Annotated in this window: 11 protein-coding genes, 1 tRNA gene and 1 rRNA gene; 8 read left to right on the forward strand and 5 right to left on the reverse strand. The window is 64.4% G+C overall.

Annotation, left to right across the window (positions count from 1 at the left end):
• Positions 1-45: 45 nt before the first annotated feature.
• The 4 genes from VSR82_RS05350 to VSR82_RS05365 form a co-directional block, all read right to left on the reverse strand.
• Positions 46-122 (reverse strand) — tRNA-Ile (locus VSR82_RS05350).
• 78 nt (positions 123-200) lie between these two features.
• A 16S ribosomal RNA gene (locus tag VSR82_RS05355) occupies positions 201-1,733 on the reverse strand.
• Positions 1,734-2,323: 590 nt separating this feature from the next.
• Positions 2,324-3,064 (reverse strand): CbtA family protein, encoded by a 741-nt coding sequence (locus VSR82_RS05360; protein ID WP_429456550.1) that lies wholly within the window; start codon positions 3,062-3,064, stop codon positions 2,324-2,326.
• An 11-nt stretch (positions 3,065-3,075) separates the two neighbouring features.
• Positions 3,076-3,297, reverse strand: a complete 222-nt coding sequence (locus VSR82_RS05365; RefSeq protein WP_013093044.1) for a CbtB domain-containing protein — start codon at positions 3,295-3,297, stop codon at positions 3,076-3,078.
• Positions 3,298-3,570: 273 nt separating this feature from the next.
• On the opposite strand from VSR82_RS05365, the gene VSR82_RS05370 reads away from it, so the two are divergent.
• Entirely contained in the window at positions 3,571-4,191 is a 621-nt protein-coding gene (locus VSR82_RS05370) for a histidine phosphatase family protein (RefSeq protein WP_368584075.1), read from the forward strand.
• 13 nt (positions 4,192-4,204) lie between these two features.
• Here VSR82_RS05370 and VSR82_RS05375 read toward each other — a convergent pair whose 3' ends face one another.
• Entirely contained in the window at positions 4,205-4,645 is a 441-nt protein-coding gene (locus VSR82_RS05375; RefSeq protein ID WP_429456547.1) for a hypothetical protein, read from the reverse strand.
• 196 nt (positions 4,646-4,841) lie between these two features.
• On the opposite strand from VSR82_RS05375, the gene VSR82_RS05380 reads away from it, so the two are divergent.
• The 7 genes from VSR82_RS05380 to VSR82_RS05410 all read left to right on the forward strand — a co-directional run bounded on the left by VSR82_RS05380 (position 4,842) and on the right by VSR82_RS05410 (position 13,687).
• Entirely contained in the window at positions 4,842-6,359 is a 1,518-nt protein-coding gene (locus tag VSR82_RS05380; RefSeq protein WP_429456545.1) for an ATPase domain-containing protein, read from the forward strand.
• Positions 6,360-6,362: 3 nt separating this feature from the next.
• Positions 6,363-8,021, forward strand: a complete 1,659-nt coding sequence (locus VSR82_RS05385) for an ATP-binding protein (protein ID WP_429456543.1) — start codon at positions 6,363-6,365, stop codon at positions 8,019-8,021.
• Between the two features lie 85 nt (positions 8,022-8,106).
• On the forward strand, positions 8,107-8,727 hold the full coding sequence (locus VSR82_RS05390) for a MarR family winged helix-turn-helix transcriptional regulator (RefSeq protein WP_368584079.1): 621 nt from the start codon (positions 8,107-8,109) through the stop codon (positions 8,725-8,727).
• 6 nt (positions 8,728-8,733) lie between these two features.
• The gene (locus VSR82_RS05395; protein ID WP_429456541.1) at positions 8,734-10,836 is read left to right on the forward strand and encodes an FUSC family protein; all 2,103 of its coding nucleotides are present in this window, start codon (positions 8,734-8,736) and stop codon (positions 10,834-10,836) included.
• Between the two features lie 69 nt (positions 10,837-10,905).
• The gene (locus tag VSR82_RS05400) at positions 10,906-11,115 is read left to right on the forward strand and encodes a DUF1656 domain-containing protein (RefSeq protein ID WP_176123222.1); all 210 of its coding nucleotides are present in this window, start codon (positions 10,906-10,908) and stop codon (positions 11,113-11,115) included.
• The gene (locus tag VSR82_RS05405; protein ID WP_368584081.1) at positions 11,112-12,122 is read left to right on the forward strand and encodes an efflux RND transporter periplasmic adaptor subunit; all 1,011 of its coding nucleotides are present in this window, start codon (positions 11,112-11,114) and stop codon (positions 12,120-12,122) included. Before VSR82_RS05400 ends, VSR82_RS05405 begins: the two co-directional genes overlap by 4 nt.
• A complete protein-coding gene (locus VSR82_RS05410) occupies positions 12,119-13,687 on the forward strand; it encodes an efflux transporter outer membrane subunit (protein WP_429456539.1) in 1,569 nt (522 codons plus the stop codon). The genes VSR82_RS05405 and VSR82_RS05410 overlap by 4 nt, the downstream gene beginning before the upstream one ends.
• The last annotated feature ends 11 nt before the right edge of the window (positions 13,688-13,698 follow it).

Consider the following 13,698-nt stretch of genomic DNA (forward strand, 5'->3'; position numbering starts at 1 on the left):
CACACTCCAGAGGGGCTCACCCGACCAGCTCACCAGACAAGACAGTGGTGGGTCTGGATGGATTCGAACCATCGACCCCCGCCTTATCAAGACGGTGCTCTAACCGACTGAGCTACAGACCCCTGAGTCTGTCTGCGTTGCTTCTCTAAACCACAGCCGATAAGCGTGAGCACTTGAATGCACTGAATGCATAGCTCTGGAAAGGAGGTGATCCAGCCGCACCTTCCGATACGGCTACCTTGTTACGACTTCACCCCAGTCATGAATCCTACCGTGGTGACCGTCCTCCTTGCGGTTAGACTAGCCACTTCTGGTAAAACCCACTCCCATGGTGTGACGGGCGGTGTGTACAAGACCCGGGAACGTATTCACCGCGGCATGCTGATCCGCGATTACTAGCGATTCCAGCTTCACGCACTCGAGTTGCAGAGTGCGATCCGGACTACGATCGGTTTTCTGGGATTGGCTCCACCTCGCGGCTTGGCAACCCTCTGTTCCGACCATTGTATGACGTGTGAAGCCCTACCCATAAGGGCCATGAGGACTTGACGTCATCCCCACCTTCCTCCGGTTTGTCACCGGCAGTCTCCCTGGAGTGCTCTTGCGTAGCAACTAGGGACAAGGGTTGCGCTCGTTGCGGGACTTAACCCAACATCTCACGACACGAGCTGACGACAGCCATGCAGCACCTGTGTGATGGCTCCCTTTCGGGCACTCCCGCCTCTCAGCAGGATTCCATCCATGTCAAGGGTAGGTAAGGTTTTTCGCGTTGCATCGAATTAATCCACATCATCCACCGCTTGTGCGGGTCCCCGTCAATTCCTTTGAGTTTTAATCTTGCGACCGTACTCCCCAGGCGGTCAACTTCACGCGTTAGCTACGTTACCAAGCCAATGAAGGCCCGACAACCAGTTGACATCGTTTAGGGCGTGGACTACCAGGGTATCTAATCCTGTTTGCTCCCCACGCTTTCGTGCATGAGCGTCAGTATTGGCCCAGGGGGCTGCCTTCGCCATCGGTGTTCCTCCACATCTCTACGCATTTCACTGCTACACGTGGAATTCCACCCCCCTCTGCCATACTCCAGCGCTGCAGTCACCAATGCAGTTCCCAGGTTAAGCCCGGGGATTTCACATCGGTCTTACAGCACCGCCTGCGCACGCTTTACGCCCAGTAATTCCGATTAACGCTCGCACCCTACGTATTACCGCGGCTGCTGGCACGTAGTTAGCCGGTGCTTATTCTTCCGGTACCGTCATCCCTCATGGATATTAGCCACGAGGTTTTCTTTCCGGACAAAAGTGCTTTACAACCCGAAGGCCTTCTTCACACACGCGGCATTGCTGGATCAGGCTTGCGCCCATTGTCCAAAATTCCCCACTGCTGCCTCCCGTAGGAGTCTGGGCCGTGTCTCAGTCCCAGTGTGGCTGGTCGTCCTCTCAGACCAGCTACAGATCGTCGGCTTGGTAGGCCTTTACCCCACCAACTACCTAATCTGCCATCGGCCGCCCCTTGAGCGCGAGGTCCCGAAAGATCCCCCGCTTTCCTCCACAGAGCGTATGCGGTATTAATCCGGCTTTCGCCGGGCTATCCCCCACTCCAGGACACGTTCCGATGTATTACTCACCCGTTCGCCACTCGCCACCAGACCGAAGTCCGTGCTGCCGTTCGACTTGCATGTGTAAGGCATGCCGCCAGCGTTCAATCTGAGCCAGGATCAAACTCTTCAGTTCAAACCTGTTACTGTTTTCGGTTTCGTCAGAAACCGGTCGCTCACTCAACGTACTGACGATGATCAATCCGTCTTTCGACAGATAAACCTTCCTCTAATACTGTGTGAGGCTTTCTGATACTTTTTGCCTTGCAGCAGATCCAGAAGAATCCGCCGCCGCATTCCGCATCAAGCGCCCACACTTATCGGCTGTTAGTTTTTAAAGATCGATCCGCCCAACCCGCCGCGCCTGAACCACCACTACCCGGCACCGCTTCGTTTGCGTCGCTGCGTCTGCAGCAGAGAAACGAGATTATGGAGAGCGGTCGACAACACGTCAATACCCTTCTCACAAATTATTTTAAAAAGTTGAAGAGCTCAAAAATTAAGCAGCCCCACGCACAAGATGGAATTAGTTAGGCGTCCAATTGGATTCACTGGGAGCCGCGTCGAGTGGAGTTGCGAAAAGCCGTTAAGCAGCTTTTCCACAGAAAATGTTCGCAAGGCTGTGGATAACCGCTCCACAACCACGCCAAGTACTTGATCCAAAACCATTCTCGCGCATTGCGCGCGAAGCGTGGCCGCTTGCGCGGCCACGCGTCACGGTCCCATTCAGGCCGACTTCATCGTCACCCGCGCATTCGTTCGCATAAAAGGACTGCGCTCGACCATCGCGCCGAACAACAACCCGATCGTCGTCCACATGACCACCTGCATGCCGATCGCCGCGACGCGGAACTTCCACAGCAGCACGGCCGGGAACGTGGCCGGTACTTCATTGATGACCGGCATCGACAGTTGTACGGCCGCGATGATCACGACGAATACGAGTCCCGCGACGATCGAGCCGTTCCATGCACCCAGCTTCGCCGCCGCGCGGCGCCGCACCTTCAGCGAAAACACCATCGTCGTGAGCGAAATCGCGATCATCAGAAGGAACAGGCCCGTGCGCGTGCCGATCGTGTCCGGATCACCGACCGACGGCGGATTGGCCGGATACTTGATATTCGGCACGACCACGAGGGCAATGAACGCGCCAAGCGCGAGCCACGCGGACAGCGCGCGCACGCTCGAGGTACCCGTGCGTCCATATGAATAAGCAAACACCAGCGAGAACAGACCGCCGAATGCCGCACCATACGTGACCACGCCAGTCAGCAGGCCGAGGCCAGCCTGCGTCTCACGGCTCACGATTTCGGGCTCGGGCGCCTCGCCGCGCGCGGTGGCCGCTTTTTCTTCGAGCGAAATGGCCTGCTCGACCTGTGGTTCGCCGACGATTCGCGCGAACGCGAATGTGAGCAAGCCCGCGACGATGCCCGCGAGCATCCCGCGCACCAACAATTTTCCTACCATGTCGAACTCCGTTAGTGGCAGGGAAAGCCAAGCAGATGGCGGCCGTCGTGCACGAACTCATGCACGTACATGCCAGGCACGAGCGATGTCGCGCCCTGTTCCGCACCAACGAAGTAAAGCGCGAGCAACAGCAGCAAGCCGCCGAACACGACCCACGGCAGCAGTTCGCGCAAAGGAATGGGAGTGGGCTGGGCCGCCGGTTGCGCGGCGCGATCGAAAACAGCTTCGGTCATGATGGACATCTCCTGGGGTAACGCGCCCCGATAGTCGATTGCGGAAGAATGATGCGAAGCTCAGGTCTGGCTTTCGGCTCTTGTGGATTGCAAGGCCGATTACAGTGGCGCGACCGCGCCGGGCTCTCACCGGCTTCCGTGCTTCGCAGTGTCGGTATTCTACGCGCTAAACTGCGGCTTCCGCGACGACGAAGGCTACCTCGCAACGCGCAACGCCCGCCGCGAGCCGATGAAGCCATGCAGGCAAGTGCGAATGAGGCGCCAACGCAAAGAATGGATACGCGACTGTTACTGGTGAGCCATGCGGCAACGGCCGCACAGCGCGCGGGCCGCTTCCCCGCCGACGATCCGCTCGACGCGCGCGGCCGCGCCGAAGCCGAAGCGGCGCGCGCCCGTCTCGCGCTTCCCGCCGACGCCGCCGTGTTCACCAGTCCCGCCGCAAGCGCGCGCCAAACGTCCGCCGCGCTCGGTCTGAGCGCCACGCCTGCCGACGCATTGGCGGATATCGACTACGGCAAATGGCGCGGCCAGCGCCTCGCGGATATTGCCGACGAAGCCCCCCGCGAACTCGCGGCCTGGACACGCGAGCCCGACGCTGCGCCGCCCGGCGGTGAATCGTTCGATCGACTGGTGCGGCGGGTCGGAGAGTGGCTCGACGCGCAACAGGCAGACGCACACTCATGCAACGCGGTCAACGAAGCAGGCTTCGCGGCCTCTGCGCACGGTCGGACCATCATCGCGATCACTCACGCAACGCTTCTGCGAGCGGCAATCGTGCATGCCCTCGGCGCGTCGCCAACCGTGTTCTGTCACATCGAGATCGCGCCGCTGTCGGTCGTCGAATTACGCCACTCGCGACGCGGCTGGTCATGGTGGCCGGCCGCCACCGCCTGAACGGAACCGCCGCTTACCTGCCCGACACCACGAGCCGCAACCGGTTCGACCCCTCGGGCGTCAGCGTGATTTCGGTGCGTCGATTCTTCGCGCCGAGATAAAAGTGCTGACGTCCCGGCGAATTCTGATCGTGGGTTGCATCGGGCAGGCACGACGCGATGTCGGCCGCGACCGCTTCCAATGCATCCGCGTTCGAGCCCGTCGCCTGATGCGGCGTCCACGTGCACTGGAAACTACGATGCGCGGCCGAACATTGCGCGTCGTCGCCATAGGGTTGCGCGACGCCTTTGCCGTCGTCGGGCGTCAGCGAGGTGAAGCCGTCGGGCGCCGCGGCGACGATCCGTTTGAGCGCGCCGCAAGGTCTGGGACTATCGTCGGCGGATGCGCCGGCCGGCAGCAGCGCAACGAGCGATGCCGCGGTAAGCGCGATAGCGGAGTGTCGATAGGCTTTCATGTTGTGCGTGAAGCTTCCAGAGCGCTGCTGAAAAAAGCTCGCAGCGAGCCACCTTCAACAGCACGCTTCATGCCCATTCGCGCCAGCACCCAGCACGCGGGCCGCGCAGGACGGCACACAAATTGCGTGGCGCCATACCGGCCGCAACATCACGCCGCTTCCGATCAAAGCCACTGCCGACGTCATTGCAACCATCATGTCGACCACCACCGCCGCCCCCACCCCCGCCCGCTTATGGTCGGGCATCGCAGGAATCGACGACATCCTCGGCGGTGGTCTCACGCCGAACCGCATGTACCTCGTAGAGGGTGAGCCAGGCACGGGTAAAACCACCCTGGCGTTGCAATTCTTACTCAAGGGCCTCGACGAAGGGCAGACCGGTCTTTACGTCACGCTGTCCGAAACCCGTGCCGAACTGCTCGCGATCGGCGCGAGCCACGGCTGGGATCTGAGCCGCTTCAAGATACTCGAACAGCTGCCCGAAGAAGGGCTCGAACCACAATACGAACAGAGCGTGCTGCACCCGGCCGAAGTCGAACTCGGCGAAAGCGTGCGCAACGTGATCGAACACGTCGACGAACTGAAACCCGCGCGCGTCGTGCTCGACAGCCTGTCCGAACTGCGGCTGCTGGCGGAGAACCCGTTGCGCTACCGCCGGCAGATTCTCGCGCTCAAGCACCATTTCTCGACACGCGCATGCACGGTGCTGCTGCTCGACGACACGTCGGCCAGCGCCTCCGGCATTCAGCTTCACAGCATCGTGCACGGCGTGATCAGCCTTGACAACATTTCCCACGATTACGGCGGCAACCGCCGCCGTCTGCGCATCGCGAAGATGCGCGGCATCAAGTTCCGCGAGGGCTATCACGACTTCACGCTGAACACCGGCGGTCTGCGCGTCTATCCGCGCCTGGTCGCCGCCGAGCATCACCGCGAATTCGGCACGAGCCCGATGAGCACCGGCACGCCCGGCCTCGACGCGCTGCTCGGCGGCGGCCTCGTTCCCGGCACCAATTCGCTGATCATCGGCCCGTCGGGGGTCGGCAAAACCACCACCGTCGTGTCGTGCCTGCTTGCCGCGCTCGAACGCGGCGAGCGCTGCGCGTACTACGTGTTCGACGAAACGCTCAGCACCCTGGTCACGCGCTGCGCGTCGCTCGGCATGGACCTCGCACCGCATGTCGACAGCGGTCTGCTGACTTTGCGCCAGATCGATCCCGCGGAAATCTCGCCGGGCGAGCTGTCGAGCGACGTGCGCAACGCGGTCGAAAACGAAGGTGTGTGCTATGTCGCGGTCGACAGCCTGAACGCCTATCTGCAGGCGATACCCGGCGAGCGCTTCCTGCTGCTGCACATGCATGAGCTACTCGGCTATCTGAATCAGCAGGGCGTGGTCACGATGCTCGTGCTCGGGCAGCACGGCATCATCGGCGAGGTGCAGACCGAGGTCGACATCAGTTATCTGAGCGACGTGGTCGTGCTGTTCCGCTACTTCGAGCATCACGGCGAAGTGCTGACCGCGGTAACCGCCGTCAAGAGCCGCGCGAACGATCATGAACGCACGATCCGCCAGTTCCGCCTCGGCACCGCAGGCGTCGAGATCGGCGAAGCGCTGCGTGATTTCGAGGGCGTGTTGTCGGGCCTGCCCTCGTATCGCGGCGGCACCGCGATGCTCGGCGCGGCGAACAATCTGATCGACACATCGGGACAGTAAGCGATGGAGCAGCGTGTCCTCATCCTCGCACCGTTCGGCCGCGACGCCGAAGTGATCGCCGCTGTGTTGCACAACGACGCACGCGCGTGCGTGACCTGCGACGACGCCGACGCGCTCACCAGCGAGCTCGACGCCGGAGCCGGCACCGCGCTGCTCACCGAGGAAGCGCTCGCGAACGGCCACGGCTCGGGCCTCTTTGCTTGGCTCGAACGGCAGCCCGCATGGTCCGACTTCCCGTTCATCCTGCTCGCCGCGCGCAGCATCGGCCATCGCTCCACGCGCGGGCTCGAAGTGCTCGAACGGCTCGGCAACGTCGTCGTGCTCGAGCGTCCGCTCAATTCGGAAACCTTGCGGCGCGCGGTCGCGTCGTCGTTGCGGGCCCGCGGGCGGCAATATGAATCGCGACGGCTGCTTGCCGAGCGCATCGAGGCACAGGACGCGCTGGAGCAGCTGAACGATTCGCTGGAAAGCCGCATCGCCGCGCGCACGCACGAACTCGCGTCGGCCAACGACCGGCTGATGGCCGAGATCCACGAACGCGCGAAGGTGCAGGCCGTGCTCGTGCAATCGCAGAAGATGGAGGCGCTCGGCCAGCTGACCGGCGGCATCGCGCACGACTTCAACAATCTGCTGAACGTGATCATGGTGAACGCGGAACTGATCGCGCGCGTGAGCGGCGACGAACGCCTGCGCGGCATGGCCGCCACCGTCAAGCGCGCGACCGAGCGCGGCGCGAAACTGACCGGCCAGCTGCTGACCTTCTCCCGCAACAGCAACCCGAATCTGAAAGCGATCGACGTGGTCGCGCTGCTGCAAGGCATGCGCGACATCATCGCGGTGTCGCTCGGATCGAGCATCCGCTACGGCAACGACTTCGAGCGCAATGAAATGTGGACCCGCGCCGACGCGAATCAGCTCGAGCTCGCGGTGCTCAATCTCGCGATCAACGCGCGCGACGCGATGCCCGATGGCGGCCGCCTCGACATTCGCGTGACCCTGCGCGATGCGCCCGACCAGACGCTGAAGCAAGGCCGCTACGTCGTGATCGAAGTCACCGATACCGGAGAAGGCATTCCGCCCGACGTCGTGTCGCGCGTGTTCGATCCGTTCTTCACGACCAAGCCTGTCGGCAAGGGCACGGGGCTCGGCCTGAGCCAGGTGTATGGCATCGCGAGGCAGGCGGGCGGCACCGCGCGCATCTTCAGCGAAGAAGGCATTGGCACCACGGTGCAGATCTGGCTGCCGATGCGCGAGCGGGTGGTCGCGCACAACGAAGCGGAGTCCGACGCGGAAGCGAACGCGGCCGGCGACAAGCACGTCCTCGTGGTCGAGGACGACAACGAGGTGCGCGCGATGCTCGTCGAATCATTGCGCATGCTCGGCTATACGGTGACCGAGGCCGCCGACGGCCAGGCCGGCCTTGACCGCCTCGTCGACGATCATCCCGATCTGCTGATGGTCGACTTCGCGATGCCGGGCATGAACGGCATCGACGTGATCGCCGCGGCGCGCAAGCTTCGTGCCGATCTGCCGGTGATCCTCGCGACCGGTTATGCGGACGTCAACATCTCCGATCTCGCAGTCAAGCATTGCACGATCCTGCGCAAGCCGTTCCAGCTCGACGACCTGGCGCGCACGGTGCGGATCGGGCTGGTTGCGTGATTCGCGCCGCAGACTCCTCCGGTTCGGCCACGATTTCCAAAATCAATAGTTTGCTAACGAATATTTTGGAAATACAATACCCGCCATGTCGAATCTCGATGCCTTGCGCCGCACCGTCAGCAGCACGCTGGTCGTCGCCGCCAGAAAGTGGCGGCGCACGAGTCACGGTGTGCTCGCGGCCTTCAACGTCTCCGAAGCGTGCGCGACACCGCTTCTGACCGCAAGCCGGCTCGGCTCGGCGGTGCGTCAGGTCACGCTCGCCGATCACATCGGCATCGAGGGGCCATCGCTCGTGCGGCTGCTCGACCAGCTGTGCGCGGCCGGCCTGATGCGCCGTGACGAAGACCCCGAAGACCGCCGCGCGAAGACCGTCGTCCTGACCGACGAAGGCCGCGCCGTCACCGCGAAGATGGAAGAGGAGCTGGTCACGCTGCGCGCGCAGGCGCTCAAAGGTGTATCGCGCGACGATCTCGAAGCCGCGCTGCGCGTGCTCGACGCATTCACGACCGATGCCGCCGCACGCTCCGAACCGGGCGGCGGCGAGCCCGAGCCGGCCAAAGGCGAGCCGCTTGCCGGCAAGGTCAAACGGACGAGCGGCAAAAGCGCGGCCAAAACGGCCGGCAAATCCCGCGGCACCGTCAAGGCGCGCAAGTCCACCAGGCGCGGGGCGCGAGCCAGCGCGCCGCACAACGCCGATTCCGCGTAACGGCTCATGGTCTATCCCACTCTCCGCGACTGGCTGTTCTCAATCAAGACGTTCGCCGCGGCCATGCTCGCGCTCTACATCGGCCTCGCGTTCGAACTGCCGCGTCCGTACTGGGCGATGGCCACCGTCTATATCGTGTCGAACCCGTTCGTCGGCGCGACCCGCTCGAAGGCGATCTATCGTGCGCTGGGCACCGCGCTCGGCGCGTCTGGCGCGGTGCTGCTGGTGCCGCCGTTCGTCGAATCGCCGTACCTGTTCAGCGTGATCGTCGCAGCGTGGACCTGCACGATGCTGTACCTCGCGGTAGCGGACCGCACCGCGCGCAGCTACGTGTTCATGCTGGCCGCCTATACGATGCCGATCATCGCGCTGCCATCGGTGACGAATCCGACCGGCGTGTTCGATCTCGCCGTGAGCCGGACCGAGGAGATCATTCTCGGCATCGTGTGCGCGAGCATCGTCGGCAGCGCGGTGTTTCCGAGCCGACTGGCGCCAACGATCATCGAGCGCACCGACGCATGGTTTCGCGACGCCGCGTTCTACGCGACCGAAACGCTATCGGGCCGCATCGCAAGCTCGGCGATTTCCGGCGCGCGGCAACGGCTCGCGAGCACGATCAACGGTCTCGAACTGCTGCTGAGCCAGCTCGCCTACGACCACACGCGGCCCGACGTGCTCGCGCGCGCGCATGAACTGCGCGGCCGCATGCAGTTGCTGCTGCCTATCATGTCGTCGCTCGCCGATCCGCTGCTCGCGCTCTACAACAACGGCCCGCAACACTGGCCCGAAGGGCTGCAGACGCTGATCGACGACGTCATCAAGTGGTTCAACCAACCGCTGCCCGAGCCGAGCGAGGGCTATCACGCGGACGAAACCGCCAACGCGCTGCGCGCGCGCATCGCCGCGATGCGCCCGCCCGCCGCCGCGCTCGCGCATTGGGACGGCGCGCTGCTGTCGAATGCGCTGTGGCGGCTGGGGCAAGTGATCGACGTGTGGCAGGACTGCCGCTCGCTGCGCATCATCATCACCCGCGAGGAAGGTTCGTGGCGGCCGCATTTCCGTCACTGGCGGCTCGGCGGCACCGAGCGCTTCTACGATCGCGGCATGATGCTGTTCGCGACCCTGTCGGCGGGCGCGGCCGTGGTGCTCGCGTGCGCGCTGTGGATCGGCTCGGGCTGGAACGACGGCGCGAGCGCGGTCACGCTGGCGGCGGTCGCCTGCTGCTTCTTCGCCGCGCTCGACGAACCCGCGCCGTTCATGTTCCGCTTCTTCGTCGCGACTGGCGTCGCCGTCGTGGCCGCGGGCCTCTATCTGTTCGTCGTGCTGCCGCAGGTACACGACTTCGCGATGCTGGTGATCCTGTTCGCCGCGCCGTTCATTCTGGTCGGCACGCTGATTCCGCGCCCGCAGTTCAACATGGTGACGGTGCTGGTCGCGGTGAACACGGCCACCTTCATCAGCATTCAGGACGCTTACGACGCGAACTTCCTGACGTTCCTGAACGCCAACCTCGCGGGCCTCTCAGGCCTGCTCTATGCGTACCTGTGGACCCGCGTGACGCGCCCGTTCGGCGCCGAGCTCGCCGCGGCGCGCCTGTTGCGCTCGAGCTGGGCCGACGTCGCGCTGACCGCATCGACGCGGCCGATCGAAGATCCGCGCAACCTCGCGGCGCGCATGCTCGACCGGCTGATGCAATTGATCCCGCGCCTTGCTGCCACCGACGACCAACGCCATCCGTCGATCGAGAGCTTCCGCGATCTGCGCATCGCATTCAACGCGCTCGATTTGCGCCGCCTCACCCGCAAGCTCGGCGGCGAAGCGGCCGGCGCGATCGAGCATGTGCTGGATGGAGTGCGTGCATACTACGAAAGCTGCGTCGCGCGACGCCACCGCGAGCCGGTACCGGACAGCCTGATGTCGTTGATCGACGTGGCCGTCGCGCGTATCACCGCGCAGGGGCTGGCCAACGCCGCGGCGCCGACCGAGACCTCGCCAACCTCCGCGCGCCAGTTGCGCGATGCGCTGCACGCGCTGGTCGGCTTGCGTCTTTCGCTGTTTCCGGCGACCCTCACGAAACCAACGCCGACCGAACCGGAGGCCGCCGCGTGATGTACCCATTCTTGCGCCACCGCTCGTACCCGCTGGCGCGCCCCGTCCCCCCTTTTCCCAGTTCCCGCGATGATCGGTGAAATCGATATCTTCGGCGTATTCGTACCGTCCGTGCTGGTTCTGATGTTGATCGCGTATCTGATCAACCTCGGCATCCGCACCGTGCTCGATTACGCCGGCTTTTACCGCTTCGTCTGGCATCGCTCCGTCTTCGATCTCGGCATCTATGTGCTGGTGCTGGGCCTTGTCGTCGTCGTTTCGCACAGACTAATAACGTGAAAAAAACCTGGTTCTCCGTCGGTCAGATCCTGCTGACCCTGATCGTCGTGGTGGTCGCGGCATTCGTGCTGTGGAAACTCGTCAACTACTACCTGTTCGCGCCGTGGACCCGCGACGGCCACGTACGCGCCGACGTGATCCAGGTCGCCCCCGACGTGTCGGGACTGATTTCGTCGGTCGAGGTCATGGACAACCAGCAGGTCAAGCAGGGCCAGGTGCTGTTCAGGATCGACCAGGCGCGCTACACGCTCGCCTTGCGTCAGGCCGAGGCAACCGCGCAGCAGCGCCGCGCGACGCTCGATCAGGCGCGCCGCGAATACGCGCGCAACCGCCAGCTCGGCAATCTCGTCGCCGCCGAAGTGCTCGAAGAAAGCCGCTCGCGCGTCGACGCGGGCGAAGCCGCGCTTGCCGATGCGAACGTCGCGATCGACACCGCGAAGCTGAACCTCGAACGTTCGACGATCAAAAGCCCGGTCGACGGCTATCTGAACGACCGCGCGCCGCGCGCCGGCGAATTCGTTGCGGCGGGCCGCGCGGTGGTCGCGGTGGTCGACATGCATTCGTTCCGCGTCGACGGCTACTTCGAGGAGACCAAGCTGCGCGGCATCGACATCGGCCAGCCGGTCGACATCATCGTGATGGGTGAGCCGAAGCCGCTGCGCGGGCACGTGCAGAGCATCGTCGCCGGTATCGAAGACCGCGACCGCACGCAAAGCGCCAATCTGCTGCCGAACGTGAACCCGGCGTTCAGCTGGGTGCGGCTCGCGCAGCGCATTCCGGTGCGCGTCGCGCTCGATGAAGTGCCCGCTGATTTTCGCCTGATCGCGGGGCGTACCGCGACGGTGTCGGTGCGTGATCTGTCGCCGGTCAGAACCCGAGCCGTGTCGGGCACGGGCGGCGCATCTGGCACGCTCGCCGCTTCGGCCGCGCCGGTGGCGCCGGGTTCGTCGGTGGGCTCCGGGTCGGCCGGGGCAACGGCCACCGCACCGTCGGGCGCGTCGCAATGAAGTTCGTGCGTACCTTGTCCTCGCTGGCGCCGCGCTTGCCGCTGCTGCCATTGCTGCCGTTATTGCCGCTCACCGTCGCGCTGAACGCCTGCATCAACGTCGGGCCGAACTACACGCTGCCGAAACAGGCGCTCGTCAATGCGCCGCTCGCAACTGGAGCGATCGAGGGCGCCGATCCCGCGCTGACGTCGAACCTCAACACGCCGACCGTCTGGTGGAAGCTGTACGACGATCCGGTGCTGAACGGTCTGGTCGAACAGGCGTTGAAATCGAATACCGACCTGCGCGTCGCGGCCGCGAATCTCGCGCGCTCGCGCGAGGCGCTGGGCGTGGCGCAGGCGCAGGGTGGCTTTTCCGGCAACGCGTCGGTGGCGATCCAGCGCGCGCAGGAATCGGCCGAGCAATTCCTGCTGTTCGAGAAACTGCCGGTCGCCAATCTGGGTGACATGGGCATCAACGTCTCGTACGAAATCGATCTGTTCGGCAAGCTGCGCCGCGGTGTCGAAGCGGCGGCGGCGGACACCGAGGCCGTGGAAGCCGCGGCCGACCTCGCTCGCATCACCGTCGTCGCGGACGTGGTGCGCTCGTACGTCGAACAATGCTCGGCGGCGGAGGAACTGCACATCGCGCAGCAATCGCTCGCGTTGCAGAAGCAGCGGGTGGATCTGTCGCGCCGTCTGCGCGACGCGGGCCGCGGCAACCAGACCGCGGTCACGAGCGGCCAGACCCAGGTCGAGACCCTGACGGCCGACATTCCACGCTACACCGCGCGCCGCAAGATCGCGCAATACCGGCTCGCAATGCTGCTGGCGCAGTCACCGTCGCAATTGCCGCCGGCCGTGCTCGCGTGCGACCGGCTGCCGCAAATCCACCAGCCGATTCCGATCGGCGACGGCGCCGGGCTGCTGCGGCGGCGCCCGGATGTGCACGAAGCCGAGCGTCAGCTCGCGGCATCGACGGCGCGCATCGGTGTCGCGACCGGCGCGCTTTATCCGAGCATCAGCATTGGCGCGTCGGCGGGCTTCACCGGCATTCTGGAAGACATTCCCACCCAGCCGACGGCGCGTTGGGGCTTCGGTCCGCTGATCAGCTGGAACTTCCCGGCCAATGGCGCGCGGCAGCGGGTCCGCGAAGCGGAAGCGTCGAGCCAGGTCGCGCTCGCCAAGTTCGACGGCGTGGTGCTGGGCGCGCTGCGCGAAACCGAGACTAACCTCGCAACCTATTCGTCCGATTACGCACGCGCCGAAGCGCTGCGCGCGGCGCTGAAGTCGGCTGCGCAATCGGCGGATGAAACGCATCGGCTGTATCGCGCCGGCCGCGAGTCGTTCCTCGCCGATCTCGACGCGACGCGCACACTGACGGCCGCAAAGTCGCAGCTCGCGGCGGCGGAAGGCCAGGTGGCGGTCGATCAGGTCAATCTGTTCCTGTCGCTGGGCGGCGGATGGGAGGTCGGCGGGCAAAGCACGCCGGGAGAAACGCGCCCGCAGTTGAAGGCAACACCCGTAGCGGGCAAGCCGAGCGCGAAGTCGGGAGCGTCGAGCGCCGCGACTGTGAAAGCGCCTTGATCGGCCGTCTT

This window comes from Burkholderia sp. JPY481, assembly GCF_038900515.1.
GTDB lineage: Bacteria > Pseudomonadota > Gammaproteobacteria > Burkholderiales > Burkholderiaceae > Paraburkholderia > Paraburkholderia youngii.